The sequence below is a fragment of the Brachybacterium sp. AOP25-B2-12 genome, assembly GCF_052378625.1.
GTDB lineage: Bacteria > Actinomycetota > Actinomycetes > Actinomycetales > Dermabacteraceae > Brachybacterium.
This window is the reverse complement of sequence record NZ_JBQSXW010000014.1, coordinates 25,624-43,925: the sequence shown is the minus strand read 5'-3', so window position 1 is coordinate 43,925 and position 18,302 is coordinate 25,624. Positions and strand designations below refer to the sequence as shown.

Genomic DNA, 18,302 nt, shown 5'->3' with positions numbered 1-18,302 from the left:
CGCATCCACCACCACCAGCATGGGAGTGACATGTTCGAACGCTTCACCGATCGCGCCCGCCGCGTCGTCGTCCTGGCTCAGGACGAGGCGCGCCTGCTGAACCACAACTACATCGGCACCGAGCACATCCTCCTGGGTCTCATCCATGAGAACGAGGGCGTCGGCGCCAAGGCCCTCGAGGCCCTCGGGGTGACCCTCGAGCCCGCGCGCGAGCAGGTGCGCGACATCATCGGCGAGGGCAACCAGGCCCCCACCGGTCACATCCCCTTCACGCCCCGCGCCAAGAAGGTGCTCGAGCTGTCCCTGCGCGAGGCGCTGCAGCTGGGCCACAACTACATCGGCACCGAGCACATCCTGCTCGGGCTGCTGCGCGAGGGCGAGGGCACGGCCGTCAAGGTGCTGACGCGCCTGAAGACCGAGCCTGCCGCGGTGCGCCAGGAGGTCATCGAGCGCCTGTCCGGCTACCAGGGCAAGGAGCCCGCGACCTCCGGCGGTCCCGCCGAGGGCCAGCCCGCCGGCTCCCTGGTGCTGGACCAGTTCGGCCGCAACCTCACCCAGGCCGCCCGCGAGGGCAAGCTCGATCCCGTCATCGGGCGCGAGCACGAGGCCGAGCGGGTCATGCAGATCCTCTCGCGCCGCACCAAGAACAACCCGGTCCTGATCGGCGAGCCCGGCGTGGGCAAGAGCGCCGTCGTCGAGGGCCTGGCCCAGTCGATCGTGCGCGGCGACGTGCCCGAGACGCTCAAGGACAAGCAGCTGTACACGCTGGACCTCGGGTCCCTCGTGGCCGGCTCCCGCTACCGCGGCGACTTCGAGGAGCGCCTGAAGAAGGTGCTCAAGGAGATCCGCACCCGCGGCGACATCATCCTGTTCATCGACGAGATCCACACGCTCGTCGGGGCCGGTGCCGCCGAGGGCGCGATCGACGCCGCCAGCATCCTCAAGCCCATGCTCGCCCGCGGTGAGCTGCAGACGATCGGTGCGACCACCCTCGAGGAGTACCGCAAGCACATCGAGAAGGATGCCGCGCTCGAACGGCGCTTCCAGCCCATCCAGGTGGGCGAGCCCTCGATCGCGCTGACGGTCGAGATCCTCAAGGGGCTGCGCGACTCCTACGAGGCGCACCACAAGGTGACCATCACCGATGGCGCCCTCGTGGCCGCCGCCAACCTCGCCGACCGCTACGTCAACGACCGGTTCCTGCCGGACAAGGCGATCGACCTGATCGACGAGGCCGGCGCCCGCCTGCGGATCCGCCGTCTCACCGCGCCGCCGGAGCTCAAGGAGTACGACGCGCGCATCGAGGAGGTCCGCAAGGAGAAGGAGTCCGCGATCGACGGGCAGGACTTCGAGAAGGCCGCGGCCCTGCGCGACCAGGAGCAGACCCTGCGCACCGAGCGCGAGGAGAAGGAGCAGGCGTGGCGCCACGGCGACTCCGACGCCGTCACGCTCGTCTCCGAGGACACCATCGCCGAGGTCCTCGCGGCCTCGACCGGCATCCCGATCGTCAAGCTCACCGAGGAGGAGTCCTCGCGGCTGCTCCACATGGAGGATGAGCTGCACAAGCGCGTCATCGGCCAGGACGAGGCCATCAAGGCCCTGTCCCAGGCGATCCGGCGCACACGTGCCGGGCTCAAGGACCCCAAGCGCCCCGGCGGCTCGTTCATCTTCGCGGGCTCGACGGGCGTCGGCAAGACCGAGCTCGCCAAGGCGCTCGCGGAGTTCCTGTTCGGCGACGACGACGCCCTGATCCAGCTGGACATGTCCGAGTTCGGCGAGAAGCACACCGCCTCGCGGCTGTTCGGCTCGCCCCCCGGGTACGTCGGCTACGACGAGGGCGGCCAGCTCACCGAGAAGGTGCGCCGCAAGCCGTTCTCCGTGGTGCTGTTCGACGAGGTGGAGAAGGCGCACGTCGACATCTTCAACTCGCTCCTGCAGATCCTCGAGGACGGCCGCCTGACCGACTCGCAGGGCCGCGTCGTGGACTTCAAGAACACGGTCATCATCATGACCACCAACCTGGGCACCCGCGACATCGCCAAGGGCGTGCAGGTGGGCTTCCAGGCCGGTGGCGACCTCTCCACCGACTACGAGCGGATGAAGGCCAAGGTCCACGAGGAGCTCAAGCAGCACTTCCGTCCCGAGTTCCTCAACCGCGTCGACGACGTCGTCGTGTTCCCGCAGCTCTCCCAGGACGAGATCGTCCAGATCGTCGACCTCATGGTGGGCAAGCTGGACAAGCGCCTCGCGGAGCAGGGCATGGACCTCGAGCTGACGCCCGCGGCCAAGGCGCTGCTGGCGGACAAGGGCTACGATCCGGTGCTCGGCGCGCGTCCGCTGCGTCGCACGATCCAGCGGGACATCGAGGATGCCCTCAGCGAGAAGATCCTCTTCGGGCAGGTCCATGCGGGCGATCACCTCGTGATCGACGCCCGTGGCGAGGGTCTGCTGGGGGAGTTCGTCTTCCAGCGCCGCGACGGGGACGGGAAGCTCAGCGCGATCTCCGACGAGGTCGACGTCGAGTCGATCACGCAGGCCCGTGCCGAGGAGCTCACGCACCCGGATCCGGAGTCGCCGCGCGAGCAGGGCGACCTGCCGCCGGCCGCCCCGGCGGGCGAGGACGGCTCGAACGACGCCCAGGGCGCGGCGCGCCACCGCGCGTCCTGAGCCCGACCGCCTGACGAGAGGGAGAGGTGCGAGCCTTCGAGGCCTGGGTCACCGGCATCGCGGATGCCTGGTGGGTCCACCTCGTCGTGTTCGTCCTCTCCCTCTTCGACGGCTTCTTCCCGACCGTCCCCTCGGAGTCGGTGATCGTGACGCTCGCGTCGATCTCGGCCACGACCGGCAGCCCGCTGCTGATCCTGCTGGTCCTCGCCGCCTGGGCGGGCGCGGCCTGCGGGGACAACATCGGCTACGCGATCGGCCGGGCCGTGGGCTGGGAGCGGTTCCGGATCTTCCGGGAGGGACGCGGACGCCGCGCCGTGGAGGCCGCCGAGCACGGGCTGCGGCGACGGGCGCTGCTGTTCCTCATGACTGCGCGCTACATCCCCTTCGGCCGCACCGCCGTGAACCTCGTGGCCGGCGCCGTCCACTACCCGCACGCCAAGTTCCTGCGCCGTGACCTGGCGTCCACCTTCGTATGGGCGGTCTACTCGGTGGGGATCGGTGCGCTCGCCGGGCAGTGGTTCGAGCACAACCGACTGCTGGGGATCACCGTCTCGCTCGTGGCGGCCGTCGTCATCTCGCTGATCGTCGAGCGGATCGTGACGGCCGTGCACGATCACCTGGACCGCAGGGCCGCGCGGCGGGAGGCCGACGACGGCGAAGCGGGGAACGAGGATGCGGCACACACCCGGGACACCTCGCTCGACCAGGACGACTCCCACGTCCAGGACGCCTCGCTCGCCGAGCACGCCGAGGGCATCGCGCGCGAACGTCCCATGACCGCGACCACGACCACGACCACGACCACGACCACGAAGGATCCCTCATGACCATCAGCCTGCGTCCGGCGCTGCCCGCCGACGTCGTCGCGATCGAGGCGCTCGTGCGCCCGCTGGCCCATCGTCAGATCCTCGTCGGCAAGGACATCGTCGCCTACTACGAGGCCGTCCAGGAGTTCCTGGTGGCGGTCGACGACGCGACGGGGGAGGTCGTCGGCTGCGGGGCCCTGCATGTCATGTGGGAGGACCTCGCCGAGGTCCGCACCCTCGCCGCGCGCGACGACGTGCGCGGCCACGGTGTGGGTCACCGCCTGCTCGCGGCCCTCCTGGATCGCGCCCGCGCCCTGGGCCTGACCCGGGTCTTCTGCCTCACCTTCGAGGTGGACTTCTTCTCCCGGCACGGCTTCACGGTGATGGAGGACGACGGCGTCGACCCGTCGATCTACCTCGAGCTGCTGCGCTCGGCCGATCAGGGCGTCGCGGAGTTCCTGGACCTCGCCCGCGTCAAGCCCAACACCCTGGGCAACACCCGGATGATCCTGCATCTGGGAGGCGGAACCGCCGAGGGCTGACGCACCGGGCAGGCGCCCTCACGCAGGCAGGTCCAGGCAGCCGTCGAGCTCGACGGCGAGGCCGTCGGTCACCAGGGACCGCACACAGCGCTCGACCCGGTCGGGATCCTCGGGATCCAGCGCCTCGAGCGACGCCCGCGAGGTGCTGCCGTGCGCGCGGAGTGCGGCCATGATGCGACCGCGCAGCTGACGGTCCGTCCCCTCGAATCCCTGGCGCCGACGAGGCGGGCCCGCATGCTCGGGACGACCGGCGTCGTGGAAGGCGCAGCCGACCTCCCGCAGCGGGCACTCCTCGCACCGTGGCGAGCGGGCCGTGCACACCAGGGCGCCGAGCTCCATGACCGCCTGGTTCCAGCGGACGCTGCGTTCGACTGCGGCGGGCACGCAGGCCGTCACGTGGCGCCGTTCGGCCGCGGTGTAGGAGGTGGCCGGGTAGCGGGCTCCCGAGAGGTCCCGCACGATCACGCGGCGCACGTTCGTGTCGGCGACCACGGTGCGCCGTCCGAAGGCGAAGGCACCGACCGCCGCGGCCGTGTACTCGCCGATGCCCGGGAGCGCGCGCAGCTCCTCGGCATCGTCCGGGACCTGGCCGCCATGGCGTTCGACGATGGAGCGGGCGCACTCCTGCAGCCGCAGCGCGCGCCGGGGGTAGCCGAGGCTGTCCCACATGCGCAGGACGTCCGCCGTGGGGGCGGCGGCGAGGTCCGCGGGCTCGGGCCAGCGTCGCATCCAGGCGGTCCAGCGGGGCAGCACCCGCACCACGGGCGTCTGCTGCAGCATGATCTCCGAGACCAGCACCGCCCAGGCGCTCGTCCCCGGGTGGCGCCACGGGAGGTCCCGGGCGCAGCGGTCGTACCAGTCCAGGACTGCGTCGATCGCGCCCAGCGGCAGGCCGGTGGGTGCCGGCGCGGCATCGGCCGCTCGCGAGGTGCGATCGGTCGCGGCGGGGGAGGACATGGGAGTCGATGGTACGCGGCGCGAGGACGGGGCCGCGTCGCGCACCGCCTCCGGCGTGCGCCGTGCTCCCCGGACACCATGGGATGCAGACAGGGCGGGACCGTGGAACGGTCCCGCCCTGTCCGAGGTGCAGCGCGTGCTGCGGGGCTCAGGCCGTGAAGGCGTGAGCCGTGGTGGCTCAGGCCTCGGGGGTGACACCCGGGGCGGGGGTGCTGCCCTTGGCGTGGGTGCCGGTCGAGACGCCGCCCTGCGAGCGGAGCAGGTCGCGGATCTCGGTGAGCAGGACGACGTCCTCGGGGGCCGCCGACTCCTCCTCCTCGGGGACGCCGCGACGCTTGCGATCCATCTGGCGCACACGGGCCATCGGCATCACGAAGACGAAGTAGACGACCGCGGCGGTGATGAGGAAGGCGATGACGGCCGAGATGATCGCACCGACGTCGATCTTCGTCGCCGCGTTCCCGGTCAGGATGTTGAAGGCGAAGCCATCGACGTTCTGGCCGCCGAACACGGCGATGACCGGCTGGATGAGGTGGGTCACGATGGCGGTGATGAGCGCGGTGAACGCCCCGCCGATCACGACACCGACCGCGAGGTCGATGACGTTGCCCTTCATGACGAAGTCCTTGAAGCCCTTCATGGGGATCCTCCTGGGGAAAGGGATGATGTCCGCACGCCCGGGGGAGGCCGGACGCATCTCATCCGAGGATAGCCAGAGCCACCCAGCCCTCGCGCGTGGCGTAGGCGATATCACGTGCGCCGCCGGGGTCGGTCGCGAGCACGACCGTCCGGGAGTCCCCCGCCCCGGCGCCGAGGACCCCCTCGCCCTGGCCTGCCGAATCGGACATCTCGACCACTGTGGCCGAGGTGACGGTCGTGTCCCCGGGGACGGTGGTCGAGGTGATGACCTGCACGCGCGTGCCGGGGGTGAGGTGCGTCACGAGCGAGGGGTCCACGGGCACGGCCAGCACCACCGTCCCGGGCGCGGAGCGTGGATCGGACGGGTCGCGGAGCCAGGCGGTGTCCAAGGGCGTGCCGATGGCGACGGTGGTCGTGAGCCGTCGGCCCACGGCGTCCTCGACGGAGGGGCCCGCGGGGGCGAGGGCCTCGGCGACGTCCACGGTCGTGAGGTCCTCGGCGGCCAGGACGTGGCCCGGGGCGAGGTCGCGAGCGGTGACGACGACGGGCACGGTGCGTGCTGAGGCGGGTGCCCACTGGGGCAGGACCGTGACGGCGACGAGGGCGAGCAGGAGGACGGCCAGGGTGCGGCGTCGACGCCGCAGAGCGCGGCGGAGGTCCTGGAGGTCCGGGAGGAGTGGGCGGCGCATGCCCGGAGGTTAGGCAGGGCGCGCGGGCACTCGGGCGACGTCGGCGGCGACGGGGGACGGAGGCTCCGTGGGGAGGGTTCGCGGTCCATGCGCCGTGCGCACAGTCGCGGTCATGCGTGCAGGTGCCGACCTCTCGCGCGTGGGCGGACCCCTCGCGCGTGCCCACGGCGCTGAGGGTGGTGAGGGGCGGGAGTCAGGCCCCCGTCGACGCCTTCGTGCCGGAGCCGTTCGAGCTCGAGGTCGAGCTGGAGGACGACGACGCCCCACCCGTCGACGTCGTCGCGGACGTCGAGCTCGATCCCGCGTCCCCGGCGGAGGACCCGGAATCCGAGGACGACGCGCGCGAGGACGAGGACCCGTCGTCCGAGGAGGAGTCCGAGGACTTCTCGGAGGAGGGCCCGGTCGAGGCCGTGTGCGAGTCCGTCGAGTAGAAGCCGGATCCCTTGAAGACGATCCCGACCGTGTTGTAGACCTTGTGCAGGGCCGCCTGGTGGCACTCCGGGCACACCGTCAGGGCGTCGTCGCTGAAGCTCTGGCGCTGCTCGAAGCGGTGGCCGCAGTTCTTGCAGGCGTAGACGTACGTGGGCACGGATCCTCCGGTGGTCCTGGGGCTCGCGCAGAGGTGCGAGGGCCGACGACGGCGCGCAGGCGGGGGATCCCTCGATCAGGCTCCGTCGGCCGCGTCCGCGGCGCCGTCCAGGAGCATACCGCCGGGTCCGGGGATCAGGCCGTCCGCGGTCAGAACGGCATCGACCCGCAGGTCGTGCTGCTCGCGAGGGATCTCGCCCGCGGGCAGGACCTCCGAGGGATGCACGACGCCCACGACCGAGGTTCCCGGGCGACGTTGCCGCAGGGCACGGTCGTAGTAGCCGCCGCCGTGGCCCAGGCGCGACCCGTCCGGAGCGAGCGCCAGGGCCGGGGCGAGCACCAGATCCGCCCGGGACAGCGCGTCGATGCCCTCACGGGGGCCGATCGGCTCGGCGCCGAACCCCCGGGCCGAGGGCGGGCCGATCTCGGTGTCCGGCGCCGCCGCCACCCAGTCGAGCAGGCCCGGGCCGGCCGCGACGGGGAACAGCAGCCGCACCCCGCGGATCCCTGCCAGCGAGGACAGGAGCGGCAGCAGGTCCGGTTCGAGGGGCACGGGATGGAAGACGGCGACGGTCACCGGCCGCGCCGGCGTGGTCGCGTGCTCGCGTACCGCCGCGAGGAGCGGGGCCGCGGCGACCAGGAGGCGGTGCCCTTCGCTCGCCCGGAGCGCGACTCCTGTCGGGCCCGTGTACCGGGCACGCCGTGCGACCCGCAGCCGTGCGCGCAGCGCGGCCTTGCCGGCGGGGGCGTCCTCCTCGGGGCTCGTCATCGGCCCATCATCGCCCAGCGTCCCGCCTGCCGCGGCCTGCGTAGCATGCACCCATGTCCGTCGACCTCGGGGTGCCCCTCCATGACCGGGAGCTGGAGCTGCGGCTCCTGTGCCGGGGGGACCGGCGTGCGTTCACGGCGCTGCGCGAGCGCAACGGCGCCTGGTTGCGCCCCTGGGACGCGACGCTCCCGGGCCTGGGCTTCTCGCGCCCCTCCTTCGACGCGACCCGTCGCTGGATGGCGCGCGGGGTGCGTGCCGGGGAGCTGGTGCCGCTCGTGATCGTCGTCGAGGGCCGGCTGGTCGGGCAGATCACGGCGGGGCCCCTCCAGTACGGCGCGCAGTCCTCGGCCCCCATCGGCTACTGGGTCGACCGGGAGATGGCAGGCCGCGGGATCATGCCGCGCGCTCTGGCGCTGCTGATCGACCACTGCTTCGCCGGGATCGGCCTGCATCGCATCGAGGTCAACATCCGGCCCGAGAACCACGCGAGCCTGCGGGTGGCCCAGAAGCTGCACCTGCGCGACGAGGGGCTGCGGGAGCGGTTCATCCACGTCGACGGGGCCTGGCGGGACCACCGCAGCTTCGCGCTGACGGCGGAGGAGGTGCTCGGCGGCCCCGACGGTCGAGGGGTCCTCGCGCGGCTGCTCGCGGAGCCGGATCCGCGGGCGCGGAGCACGCAGCCGGGGACGTCCGGGCCCGACGCGGTGTGGGACACGTTCCTGCCCGACCTGGGCGCGTCGTGACCTGCTGAATCACACCCGTGTCATTACCCTGGGCACGTGGAGACGTTCAACCTCGGAGCGGTGCTGTTCGGGCTGCTGCTGTTCGCGTGGCTCGGCTATGCCGTGCCGCGCATCGCCGAGCGCCGTGAGCTGATGGGCCGCGCCCAGCGCGCCGACGCCTCCCACGACACGACGACCGGCCGCGATCTGTCCGCCACCGCCCGGTCCCGCCGCCGAACCCGCGAGGTGCACGCGCCCATGGCCGACAACCGTCTCCTGTCCCGTCCCTCCGATCCCACACGGCGCCCTCGCTTCGAGGAGCCCGTGCGGGTCGAGCTGGAGTCCTTCGACGAGCCGGCGCCCTCGCGGTCCCGCAGCCTGCTGCGCGGTGTGCTGGTGGGTCTGACCGGGGTGAGCGTCGCGGGCCTGGTCCTGGCCGTCACCGGCGTCATCGCCTGGTGGATCCCCGTCGTGCCCGCCGTCGCCCTCGTCGCCTTCGTGCTCGGCCTGCGCCGGGCGGAGCTGGTGCGCCGCGAGCGCGCTCGCCGCGATGCGTCCCGGGCACGACGTGCACGGACCCTCGCCGCGACGGCACCCGTCGAGGTCGAGTCCGCTCCCGCCGAGGTCGTGGAGCCCGTTCCCGCGGCGCCGATCGCTCAGACCCCCACCGACGTGGAGCGCGCCATCGCCCGGCCCGCACCGGCGGCCAGGGAGTGGACCCCGCGTCCCGTCCCGCGTCCGGCCTATGCCCTGCGGGGCGATGTCGAGGACCTCGCGACCCGTCACCATGCGCACCGCGAGAGCGTCCTGGGGATCTCCACCGCCTACGAGGACGAGGACGTCGAGGCCGACGAGGCCGTGCGCGAGGAGCTCGAGAGCGCGGCACCGGCCGCGGACCTCGACCTCGACGCGATCCTGGCGCGCCGCCGCGGAGCCTGAGCGGCCTCTAGGCTGAGGACATGGCATCGACCACCCCCGCCGAGACCGCCGACCACACCGATCCCGCTTTCCTCCTGGAGGTCTCGCGGGTCGCCGCGAAGGCCGCCGCCGACCACCTCCGCTCGATCGACCGCAACGACATCGGCCGTGAGGACAAGACGTCCTCGCACGACATCGTCACCGAGCACGACAAGCGCTGCGAGCAGATCATCGTCGAGAACCTCCAACGCCTCGTGCCCGGCTGCCGGATCGTCGGCGAGGAGGGCGGGGAGCGCGCGGGCGAGGGCCCGGTGACGTTCTACGTCGACCCCATCGACGGCACCTCCAACTTCGCCGCCGGGCTGCCGATCTTCTGCGTGTCCATCGGGGCGGCCGTGGACGGGGAGCTGGTCGCGGGCGTGGTCGACGCGCCGATCCTGGAGCAGGTGTTCACGGCCGATGCCGACGGGGCACGACTGAACGGCGTGCGCCTGCGCCCCCGCGCCACGCACGACGCCCGGGACGCGCTGGTGCTCACGGCCTTCCCCTCCCCGCGGGACCTCGACGAGGACGCCGCCGGGGCGCTGCTGGGATACACGCAGATCGCCCAGGGCGTCAGCTCCGTGCGGTCGCTGGGCTCTGCCGCCATCGAGCTCGCGTACGTCGCCGCCGGCTGGGCCGATGCGACGCTGCTGGCGCACATCAACCCGTGGGACGTCGCGGCGGGATTTCTGCTGGTCGAACGGGCAGGCGGATCGCTCCGGACCTGGTCCGGCACGGGGGATCCCGAGGCCGCGGACCACGAGCGCCCGGCCTACGTCGCATGCACCGGATCAGGACGCATCGCGGTGCTCGACGAGCTGCAGGACGCCATCCAGGCGCGTCGACAGGACGACGCCACCGCAGCCGTGTGATGTTCGTCGGACGGCCCTGGCCGATGTCGTGACGCCCCTGGTGGGATGGTAGGTTGGCGGGGCTGTTGCGGGCCCGAGGGCTCGCACGGGGCTATAGCTCAGTTGGTAGAGCGCTTCGTTCGCAATGAAGAGGTCAGGGGTTCGAATCCCCTTAGCTCCACGTAAAGTTGAATGTTCGAACCTTGCCCCGCGTGATCGCGGGGCAAGGTTTTTTCGTTGTGTGGCCTGGTGTTGGTGGCGAGGATCGTGGCGATCGCTTGGGCTGGTTCGAAGGCGGCTTGGTCTTCGTCATCGATGGTGATGCGGTCGAAGAGGGCGCGGTTGAGCATGCGTCGTTCGGCGGGTTCGGCCTTGGCATAGACGTCGCTGATGTCGGTCAGGAGTCCGAGGATCGCGTCGAGTCCGACCTTGGCCTTGTCGTAGGTTGTCTCCAAGGTGTCGAGTCGGCCTGTGATCGCTTGCAGGCTCGCGCGGATGCGATCCTGCTCGGTCTTGAGCAGGTCGATCGGAATCGCGTCGGCGTAGTGGGCCTGGAGGAGCTTGACCTGCTCGGCTTCGAGCTTGGCCTTCTGCCCCGCGAGCACTTTCTGCTCGTCGCTGGTGGACTCGGCGAGGGTGTCGAACACCTGCCCGAGCACGCCCTTGATCTGCGTCGCCTCGTCAGCGGTGATCGAGACGTGTTGGTAGCGGGTCTTGATGGACTGCTCGACGCGGTGGGTGAGGACGGCGGTGCGCTGGCAGTCGTTGCGCTTGAACCGTCGGCCGGTGCAGGTGAAGTAGTCGTAGGCGACGCCTTGGTGGTTGCGGGGCCGCTCGAACATGAGCCGCTTCCCGCAGGCGCAGTAGATCGAGCCTTTGAGGTAGTGATCGTACTTCTGCGGCTTGTCGCCCACGACGTGGTTCTGCCCGAGGATCGTCTGCACCTGCTCGAACGTCTCGGGGGTTACGAGTGGTTCGTGGGTGCCGGGGTAGGTGACGTCGCGGAAGGTGACGATGCCCTGGTAGTAGGGGTTGGTCAGGATCTTGTGCAGCGTCGTCGTGGTGACAGGCTTGGCGGGGAACGTCGGCGTGGGCCTGGTGGTGAGGCCGCGGGTCTCCAGCTCGCGGGCGAGCTTGGACAGAGACCAGTCACCGGTGGCGTAGGCGGTGAACGCGAACCGGACGAGCTCGGCCCGGTCTGGGTCGAGCTGCACGTCGCGGACCTCGTGCCCGTTCGCGTCGGTGGTGCGGACGTTGAGGTAGCCGATGGGCGCCTTGTGCGGAGTGCCGCCGATCGAGGCTTTCTGCACGAGCCCCTTGGTGACCTCCTGTGCGAGGTTCAGGGAGTAGAACTCGGCGATGGAGGCCATGATGCCGTGCATGAGCATCCCCGAGGGGGTCTCGTCGATGTTCTCCATGACGGACACGAGGGTGACTCCGGCCTGGCGGAGGGTGGCGTGGATGATCGCGTCATCGAGCCGGTTTCTCGCGATCCGGTCGACCTTGTTGATGATGCAGTACCTGACGGGATGCTCGGCGAGGTAGTCGAGCATCTCTTGGAGGGCTTTGCGGCGGGCGGACTTGCCGGACTCGCCGGGCTCGATGAACTCCGCGACGATGACCGCGCCGAGCTGGTCGGCCTTGCGTTGCGCGGCCTCACGCTGCGCGGGGATGGACAGGCCTTCTTCGAGGCCGTTGCGGGTGGCTTGGTCCTTGGTGGAGACCCGCAGATAGGAGATCGCCGGGACCTTCCCATCGGGGAGGACGGTATCGAGGACGGGGACTGCGGAGCGGGCCAGGGAGCGCAGGCCTGCGAGGTCGAGGCCGGCGGGGAGGTCGGTGAGTGTCATGGTCGTGATTGCCTTTCGGGGCTCTCACCCGCCCCCAATGTTGGGGATGGGTGCGGGCGCCGTCGGGCTGTCACGACACAGTTGGAAGGCCTGCCGGACCGCGACGGGTCCGGGCAACAAGGGGTAAGCCGGTAGCGCCCTGGTGGACGTACTACTTGTCAGGGATTCTACCGTTCGCTGCCGAGCAGTGCTCGGAGCTGCTCTCCGGCCTGCCCGACCGTGGTGCCGGTGCCGGCCTCGCGTAGCGCGACGCGGATGAGGACTTCGGCGACCTTCTCCACGTCGATCTGCTCCCGCCTCGTGAACGTGACGTGCAGGTTCCGGTCCGCAGGTGGCCGGGTGGTCTTGCGCTGATAGTTCCGCACCATCACCGATCACCCCTCCTCGCTTGGCTCGTCATCGAGGCGGGCGAAGAACGCGTCCTCAGCAGTCTTGCGTTCGGCGACTTGCTCGATCACGAACGCGACGAAGTCCTCGCGCCGGTTGATGATCGGGGTGTCCTCGACGGCGGGGGCGGGTGGTTCGCCGGGCCAGGCGGTCTGCCGGGAGGGACGGTCGCGATCCAGCCTGGTGCCGGAGGCGGCGACCCAGTCACGCAGCCGCTGCCGGGCCGCGGCGAAGTCGCGATGCCACCCGATCGCCGCGGACGCGTTCTGCTCGGGGTCGTAGGCGGCGAGCCAGTGCAGATGCAGCGCGGACAGCTCCCACTGCAACTCGGGGTGGCGGTGCCAGTGCGGAGGGATCACCGACGCTGGCAGCGCATAGGTCCGCCGGAGCCATTCGACCCAGCGGTTCAGGGCGAGCCATTCCTGTTCCAGGTCGTGGGACAGCAGCAGGTTCCAGTTCACCGGCCGCGGGGGTCCTGGCACCTCGTCGGGACCGACCGGGTCGAAGCTCTCCTCCTCCCATTCCCCGGGCTCAGAAGCCGCATCATCCGGGGCGGGCGTGGTGGTGTGGTCGTTCATCATGTGCCGTCCCGTGCTCACATGGCCCGTGCGGGCTGCTCGTGCTCGGGCGTCTCGGGCTCGGCGGGTTGGAACGTGACCTGACGTTGCGGCTGCTGCCGGTTCGGAGATTCCATCTGGGACAGGCGGCGCGGGGTGCCGACCTCGGTGTTCATGCGGGCCAGGTCGTGACCGAAGCGGCTGGCGATGAACTCGGTCTCCTCGACGCCGGTGTTGGGGTTCGTGCTCTTCTGGGTGCGCCCGGCCGCGAGGAACCAGTCGCCCTTTTCGAGTTTGCGGTCACCGGCCTCGGCTGCTCCCCGGAACGCGACCATGTCGTGGAAGGTCGTGGGGAGCTTGATCCGGGACCCGTCCGGTGCGGTGTCGTAGTGCTCCTGCCCGGCCTTGAAGTACAGGCGCGAGGTGCCCTCACGGGTCGTCGGCTGCGGGTTGGAGGCGACGAACCCGTAGAACGACTCGCCAATGTCCGGGCCCGCATTGCGCTGCTGTTGCTGTTGCTCGCTCATCGTCTGCTCCCTGTGCTCGGGCCGCCCCCTGGGTGGGGGCGGTTACGGCAGGCAGGTGCGCCCGCTCGTTCCGCCGGTTACTGGTGGGCCTGGTGCAGGAGCTGCTCGACCTCGGCACGGTCGGCCTTGAGCTGTTTCCCGTCGGGACGGTCGGGCCAGGCCCGCAGGTCGGTGATGATCGGCGGCGCCGAGCGGAGCATGGTGACGGCGGTGCCGAACGGGAGCGTCCTGATCCGATCCGGCGGCAGGATCGCCACGCGGCGGATGCTGCGCTGGTTGGAGCGGGACCCGTAGTCGCCGACCGTGGTGGAGTCGGTCAGCTCGTCGCGTTCCCCGATCAGTGTGGAGAGGTCCTGCAAGTCGCGGCTGTTGGAGGCGCCGCCGAGGAGGATCTTCACGATCGAGGAGTCCCAGATCGCGCCGGCCTGGTGCTCGTTCCACTTGTCCCGCGCCTGCGCCAGAGACTGCAAGACCGCAAGCGTCGTGATGCCGGTGCCGCCGCCTTCGGACATCAATGTCGGCAGCGACGGCAGCGGTGAGAGGTTCCCGATCTCATCGAGCGCGAGCAGCATCGGCGGGTCCAACCGGGCCCCGGCCGAGCGTGCCGCGAGCCGGCGGGCGGTCTCGACCAGGTCCTCGACCAGGGCGGCGACGAGCGCGGCACTGTTGCCGGCTCCCGCGCCGGTGGCGAGGAGGAACAGGGTGCCGCGCTGCTGGATGAACGCCTCGGGGTCGAACTCCTCACCCTCGCCTGGCGAGACCGCATCGAGCACCCGAGGGTCCGCCAGCGCTGCCAGGGAGAGGCTGACGCCTTGCCAGATCGAGTCCCTGGTGCGCGGGTCGGCGTCGATCATCGACGCCAGCGAATCCGCCCACCCCGTCGCCGCCTGCGGGTGGTTGGTGAGGATCGCGACCGCATCGGCCGCGCTCGTGGGATCGAGCGTCCACCGGAACAACTCAGCCGGGGTCCTGCCGTCGAGGGCGGCGGCGTGCAGGAGGGCTTGCAGGGCGGCTTTGGTCTTGCCTTCCCAGAAGTCCCCGCCCTCGACCCCGCCCGCACTCAGGCCGGTCGCGGAGGCGAGCCCTGCGGCGCGGATCATCGCGGTCTGCGGCGACTCGCATCCCCGCACGGGCGACCAGCGCATCCCGGCCGGCAGGCCCTCGGCCAGATGCTGCGGATCGAACACCGCCACCGGCCCGATCCGCTTCCTCGCTCGCAGGCAGGCGGTGACGTTATCCGGGCGCGTGCTGGTCGTCACCACCGCGCCGGGGGCGTCGAGGATCGCCGGGATCACCAGGAACAGGCCCTTGCCGCTCCTCGGGGCTCCGACGAGCAGGAGGGAGTCTTCCACGCTCGCCCAGACCTCGTGCCGGTGCGCGGTGCCGAGCCGGTAGCCCACATCACCGGGCTTCGGGTTCGCAAGCGTCGGACGCAGGGTCGAAGCCCTGCGCATCAGCGCGGTGGTGGAGGCAGTCTTCGCGACCTCGTGACGGGTCGCGGTGCCTTCCTGCCGGTGCGGGTCGTGCGCGGCCTGCCGGCTCATCCGCCGCACCAGTCCCCACCCCCAGAACCCCGCCGCGGCCAGCGCGGTGAGCATGAGGGCGGTGATGATCCAGTAGACGACCGGGCTCAGCCCCGCGGCGCCGAGCTGCCCGCCAGGGTCCGCCGGATCGAAGAACACTGCGACCCCGCCCGTCACGCCGACGGTGGGTTGGGGGTGGCCGGTGAGGAACGCGGTCACGCTGCCGGCGATGCGCAGCACGAACGCGACCCCGAGCAGGCCGGCGATGGCGATGAGGATGATGTTGGTGAGCTCGTCACCCATCGCCCCGCTCCCACCGGGGCGGCCCTGCGGCCCGGTCACGACAGCCTCCGGATCGCGGTGGTGCCGGAGACCCGCCCGACCAGCACCACCTCGCCGGCTTTGGCTGCGGTGATCACGGCCGGATCGAGCAAGGCACCCACTCGCCCGTCGGGGGTCGCGTCGGTGTGGGAGACGATCAGCGCGACCGCGACGTCCTCCCCGGCGATGAACCCGTCCCCGCCGTCCACCGACACCGCCTCTGCCGTCCGGCGGCGCCGGACCGCCGGCTTCGGCTTCCCTTCGGTGGCGGGTTTGGGGGTGGGGCGTGTGGCGGCGGGCAGGATGTCGGTGAAGGTCGTGCCGTCGCACTCGTGCACGGTCACCCGCACCGGGATCGTACGCTCCTGGCTTGCCTGGTCCACGATCTGCGCGAACATCGCCCGCCGCCACCCGTGCTCGTCGGGCGGATCGACCGGGCGGGTATCAAGCGTCGCGGTCAGGGTGCCGTCGTCGTGCACGTCGAGCACGAGATGCGGTACCGACACCGGAACCGGGGCGGACGAATCAGGATTCGGGGCATGTCTCATGCCCGCCAGGTGCACCCACCCCACCCCGGCCCGCTCGGCCAGGATGAGCAACGGTCAGGAATCGCGGGAGCTTCTAGACTTTCGCGGCGGCGCGGGCGCTGGTGTCGAAGAGGCGGTTCTCGGCGGGGTGGAGCTGGTGCTGGATGACGTAGGACTTGCCCTTGATCTTCCACAGGCCCTGCCCGACGCCGAGGGTGGGCAGGAGGGACTGCTCGGTGCCGGTGAGCCCGAGCGCGGCGGAGGTCGAGCCGAGCTGGTCGGATTCCTGCCGGTAGATGATCCTCGTCTCCGCGTTCGCCAGCAACGAGTTCGCCAGGCCGCGCATGGCGGAGCCGGCGTCGCCGACGTTGTCGAGGTCGGAGACCTTGTGGAAGATCATCGCGTTCGCGATCCCATACGCGCGGGCGAGGCGCCAATGCGCATCCATCCTCCTCAACAACGCGGGCTGGCTCATCAGGCGCCAGCCCTCGTCATAGATGCACCACCGTTGCCCGCCGGCGGGATCGAGCAGCGCGGCCTCCATCCATGCCGACGAGCAGGTCATGAGCACCGAGATGAGGGTGGAGTTCTCCGTGACCAGGGACAAATCCAGGGAGATCATCGGCAGCGACGGGTCGAACACCTCGGTGGAGGGTCCGTCGAACAGGCCGGCGAGGTCGCCGCCGACCAGCCTGCGCAGGGCGTGGCCGACCATGCGGCCGTCCTCTTTGAGGCGGCCGTCGGGGTCGTGGTCGGGTTCGAGGAGGTGGTCGACGATCATCGGCAGGATCGGCACCGTGTTGCCGCGCATCGTCGCAGCCAGTGCCGTGTCGATCGCGGTGTGCTCCAACGGCGACATGGGCCGCGCCAGCACCGTCTCGGTCAGCGCGCCGATGAGATCGCGGCGCCGGGAGGTGACCGTCGCGGTCCATTGCTCGTCGGAGAGCCCGGCGGGTCGGTAGCCCTCATCGAGGGGGTTGAGGCGGGCGGGCTGGCCGTGGCCGAGCTTGATCGCCCGCCCGCCGACGGCCTCGGCGACCGCGGTGTGCTCGCCTTTCGGGTCGCCGGGGATGTAGACCCGCCGCCCGAACCCCAACGACCGCGTGTAGAGGCTTTTGGCGAGGGAGGATTTCCCCGATCCGACGATCCCGGCGACGACGATGTTCGGGGCGGTGATGACGCCGTTGGCGTACAGCACCCACGGGTCGTACACGAACGACCCGCCGGAGTAGAGGTCTTGGCCGATGAACACGCCCTGCGAGCCGAGGCCCCCTTCGGCGAGGAACGGGTACGCCCCGGACAGCATGGCGGAGGTGTCCTGGTGCCGCGGTAACCGGAACCGGCCCGGCGTGCGCAGCATCCCAGGTCCGGGCTCCCCGGCGGCGGGCAGATACCGCGTCGCCCGACGTTCGGCCCGTTCACGCTCCCTCTTCGCCTTAGCTTCGGCCTGCTGCCTCTGGTGCTGCTCGGCGACGAGCTCGGCCGCCGCCTGCCGGCGCTGCTTGCGCAGCCGGCGCCGCTCCTTCGCCGGGGCGACGAGCACCGCGGTGTGCAGCCGCTCCCGCTCCTGCCGCCCGCTCACAGCGACAGCCCCCTCGACTGCTCGATGTCGGTGATCGCATCCGGCCGGAACCACGACGGCCCGCCCTCCCGGTCCGGGCCACGATGCCGACCCCGCGTCCCCTCCGCCTGAGAAGCCGCCACCAGTGGCCCGGCGACCGGCGGCTCGCTCTCGACGGGCGGCGGTGGGACGGGATTCACCAGGCGCAGGAGCACCGGGTCAGGCATGACGTTCATCGGCCGGGTCAGACCCACGTAGCCGAGATCCGGGTTGTAGGTCAGCGCATACACGTCACGGGTCGCGAGGCGATCGTTCGGGCTCTGAGGCGGAGCGTCGTAGACGTACCCGTTCTCCAGCGCGTCTTCCTCGGTCTCATCGGCCATATCCCAGCCGGCGAGGTACTCGACCGCGGCGTCGGTGCCTTGCCGGTCGATGATCTCCAGCACCGCCTCGGCCTCCTCGCCCTGGAGGAAGACGACGCTGATCCACCGCTCCGGCGGCTGCTCGGTCGGCCACACCATCTGCGCGGTCGTGTCAGCGGCCCGGTCCAGGTACGGGCCGGCGGCCTCGATATAGCCCGCCGTCTCCTGGAGCGCATCGAAAGCGTCCAGCGCCAGCTCACCCCCAAGATCGCCTGTCTTCGTGAGAGCGCGGACGGCGTGTCGCTCGTGGGCGTGGGAGAGCTGCCGGAGCACCTGCGTCACCGAGCGGGTGGCCGCCTGCAGCTCGCCGATCAGCGGCGACAGGGCCCGCGGGTCATCCAGGCTGGCGGTGGTCTCGGCGAGGCCGCGGAGGGCTTCGGTGGCCTGGCGTGCGGCGGCGTGCGGATCATCGAATGTGGGCATGACAGCTCCCTCGG

Annotated in this window: 18 protein-coding genes, 1 tRNA gene and 1 pseudogene; 7 read left to right on the top strand and 13 right to left on the bottom strand. The window is 71.1% G+C overall.

Annotated features, from left to right (window positions below; genetic code table 11):
* Positions 1-30: 30 nt before the first annotated feature.
* From ACT3TZ_RS11065 to ACT3TZ_RS11055, 3 genes are read left to right on the top strand one after another with little or no spacing between them, the layout of a single operon-like run.
* Positions 31-2,667, top strand: a complete 2,637-nt coding sequence (locus ACT3TZ_RS11065) for an ATP-dependent Clp protease ATP-binding subunit (protein ID WP_444583477.1) — start codon at positions 31-33, stop codon at positions 2,665-2,667.
* A 26-nt stretch (positions 2,668-2,693) separates the two neighbouring features.
* Positions 2,694-3,494, top strand: a complete 801-nt coding sequence (locus ACT3TZ_RS11060) for a DedA family protein (RefSeq protein ID WP_444583476.1) — start codon at positions 2,694-2,696, stop codon at positions 3,492-3,494.
* Positions 3,491-4,015, top strand: coding sequence for an amino-acid N-acetyltransferase (locus ACT3TZ_RS11055; protein WP_444583475.1), 525 nt, complete (start codon positions 3,491-3,493; stop codon positions 4,013-4,015). The genes ACT3TZ_RS11060 and ACT3TZ_RS11055 overlap by 4 nt, the downstream gene beginning before the upstream one ends.
* Positions 4,016-4,033: 18 nt before the next feature.
* Here ACT3TZ_RS11055 and ACT3TZ_RS11050 read toward each other — a convergent pair whose 3' ends face one another.
* From ACT3TZ_RS11050 to ACT3TZ_RS11030, 5 genes are all read right to left on the bottom strand, one after another.
* Positions 4,034-4,972: an A/G-specific adenine glycosylase gene (locus tag ACT3TZ_RS11050; RefSeq protein ID WP_444583474.1), complete on the bottom strand. Its 939-nt coding sequence runs from the start codon at positions 4,970-4,972 to the stop codon at positions 4,034-4,036.
* Between the two features lie 178 nt (positions 4,973-5,150).
* Entirely contained in the window at positions 5,151-5,612 is a 462-nt protein-coding gene (gene mscL, locus ACT3TZ_RS11045; protein WP_444583473.1) for a large conductance mechanosensitive channel protein MscL, read from the bottom strand.
* 58 nt (positions 5,613-5,670) lie between these two features.
* Complete coding sequence (locus tag ACT3TZ_RS11040; protein WP_444583472.1) at positions 5,671-6,300, bottom strand: SAF domain-containing protein; 630 nt, start codon at positions 6,298-6,300, stop codon at positions 5,671-5,673.
* Positions 6,301-6,493: 193 nt separating this feature from the next.
* A complete protein-coding gene (locus ACT3TZ_RS11035) occupies positions 6,494-6,889 on the bottom strand; it encodes an FmdB family zinc ribbon protein (RefSeq protein WP_444583471.1) in 396 nt (131 codons plus the stop codon).
* A 75-nt stretch (positions 6,890-6,964) separates the two neighbouring features.
* The gene (locus tag ACT3TZ_RS11030) at positions 6,965-7,657 is read right to left on the bottom strand and encodes a 5-formyltetrahydrofolate cyclo-ligase (RefSeq protein ID WP_444583470.1); all 693 of its coding nucleotides are present in this window, start codon (positions 7,655-7,657) and stop codon (positions 6,965-6,967) included.
* Positions 7,658-7,710: 53 nt separating this feature from the next.
* On the opposite strand from ACT3TZ_RS11030, the gene ACT3TZ_RS11025 reads away from it, so the two are divergent.
* From ACT3TZ_RS11025 to ACT3TZ_RS11010, 4 genes are all read left to right on the top strand, one after another.
* Positions 7,711-8,400 (top strand): GNAT family N-acetyltransferase, encoded by a 690-nt coding sequence (locus ACT3TZ_RS11025; protein WP_444583469.1) that lies wholly within the window; start codon positions 7,711-7,713, stop codon positions 8,398-8,400.
* Between the two features lie 36 nt (positions 8,401-8,436).
* Positions 8,437-9,318 carry a hypothetical protein gene (locus tag ACT3TZ_RS11020; RefSeq protein WP_444583468.1) on the top strand — a complete coding sequence of 294 codons (882 nt, stop codon included), beginning with the start codon at positions 8,437-8,439 and terminating at the stop codon, positions 9,316-9,318.
* Between the two features lie 20 nt (positions 9,319-9,338).
* A complete protein-coding gene (locus ACT3TZ_RS11015) occupies positions 9,339-10,211 on the top strand; it encodes an inositol monophosphatase family protein (RefSeq protein WP_444583467.1) in 873 nt (290 codons plus the stop codon).
* Positions 10,212-10,298: 87 nt separating this feature from the next.
* Positions 10,299-10,371 (top strand) — tRNA-Ala (locus tag ACT3TZ_RS11010).
* Positions 10,372-11,173: 802 nt separating this feature from the next.
* On the opposite strand, the pseudogene ACT3TZ_RS11005 reads toward ACT3TZ_RS11010, so the two are convergent.
* The 8 genes and pseudogenes from ACT3TZ_RS11005 to ACT3TZ_RS10970 form a co-directional block, all read right to left on the bottom strand.
* Positions 11,174-12,040: pseudogene (locus ACT3TZ_RS11005) on the bottom strand (recombinase family protein); the annotation flags it as partial.
* Between the two features lie 167 nt (positions 12,041-12,207).
* Positions 12,208-12,408, bottom strand: a complete 201-nt coding sequence (locus ACT3TZ_RS11000) for a hypothetical protein (RefSeq protein WP_444583466.1) — start codon at positions 12,406-12,408, stop codon at positions 12,208-12,210.
* A 6-nt stretch (positions 12,409-12,414) separates the two neighbouring features.
* Positions 12,415-13,005 (bottom strand): hypothetical protein, encoded by a 591-nt coding sequence (locus ACT3TZ_RS10995; protein WP_444583465.1) that lies wholly within the window; start codon positions 13,003-13,005, stop codon positions 12,415-12,417.
* A 17-nt stretch (positions 13,006-13,022) separates the two neighbouring features.
* A complete protein-coding gene (locus ACT3TZ_RS10990) occupies positions 13,023-13,511 on the bottom strand; it encodes a single-stranded DNA-binding protein (protein ID WP_444583464.1) in 489 nt (162 codons plus the stop codon).
* Positions 13,512-13,588: 77 nt separating this feature from the next.
* Positions 13,589-15,337 carry a type IV secretory system conjugative DNA transfer family protein gene (locus ACT3TZ_RS10985; RefSeq protein ID WP_444583463.1) on the bottom strand — a complete coding sequence of 583 codons (1,749 nt, stop codon included), beginning with the start codon at positions 15,335-15,337 and terminating at the stop codon, positions 13,589-13,591.
* A gap of 35 nt (positions 15,338-15,372) precedes the next feature.
* The gene (locus tag ACT3TZ_RS10980) at positions 15,373-15,954 is read right to left on the bottom strand and encodes a hypothetical protein (protein WP_444583462.1); all 582 of its coding nucleotides are present in this window, start codon (positions 15,952-15,954) and stop codon (positions 15,373-15,375) included.
* A 22-nt stretch (positions 15,955-15,976) separates the two neighbouring features.
* Positions 15,977-17,464, bottom strand: a complete 1,488-nt coding sequence (locus tag ACT3TZ_RS10975; RefSeq protein WP_444583461.1) for an ATP-binding protein — start codon at positions 17,462-17,464, stop codon at positions 15,977-15,979.
* Entirely contained in the window at positions 17,461-18,288 is an 828-nt protein-coding gene (locus ACT3TZ_RS10970; RefSeq protein WP_444583460.1) for a hypothetical protein, read from the bottom strand. Before ACT3TZ_RS10970 ends, ACT3TZ_RS10975 begins: the two co-directional genes overlap by 4 nt.
* Between the last annotated feature and the right edge of the window lie 14 nt (positions 18,289-18,302).